The organism is Streptomyces boetiae, assembly GCF_031845405.1.
GTDB lineage: Bacteria > Actinomycetota > Actinomycetes > Streptomycetales > Streptomycetaceae > Streptomyces > Streptomyces boetiae.
On sequence record NZ_JAVREN010000113.1, the window covers coordinates 1 to 509 of the forward strand.

Consider the following 509-nt stretch of genomic DNA (forward strand, 5'->3'; position numbering starts at 1 on the left):
GTGACCAAGGTGGCTGTCGCCGCGATCGACGTCCCCGACACCGGCACGATTCGAGGGGACATCCGGGCGTACCTGCAGAACGGGCGCGAGGCGCTGACCCATCTGCTGGCCCGCACCATCATCCCGGACCTGCTCGCCGAGGCCGCCCGCGATCCCGACTACTCAGCAACTATCGCCGGCCAGATACGAGAACCCCGGCGGCTCAAGGCTGCTCAGCTCTTCGAGCGAGCCCGGGAGCGCGGCGAGATCGCCGCCGACGCCGATATCGACGTCGCGCTCGACACGATCGGGGGAGCGCTCTACTGGCGCCAGTCAGTTATGCAGATGGACGCCGACGACGACTACTTGGACCGGCTGACCGAAGCCATCCTCACCCTCGTCGCGGCCGACCCACGTTCAGTGAAGCGCTGAACGGAATGCTCACCGGTCGGTGATGTCGGCATACTCCGGATGCTTGTCGATGTACTCGGCCACCATCCAGCACGTCGGTACGATGCGAAGCCCGGCAG

At 66.4% G+C, this 509-nt stretch carries 2 protein-coding genes; one reads left to right on the top strand and one right to left on the bottom strand.

The window, feature by feature from the left end:
• Positions 1-411: TetR-like C-terminal domain-containing protein (locus tag RM780_RS27620; protein WP_311633639.1), on the top strand; the 411-nt coding region annotated here is incomplete at its 5' end.
• Between the two features lie 9 nt (positions 412-420).
• Here the strand turns inward: RM780_RS27620 and RM780_RS27940 are convergent.
• Positions 421-509 (bottom strand): N-acetyltransferase (locus RM780_RS27940; RefSeq protein WP_394813105.1); only part of this gene is annotated, 89 nt, incomplete at its 5' end.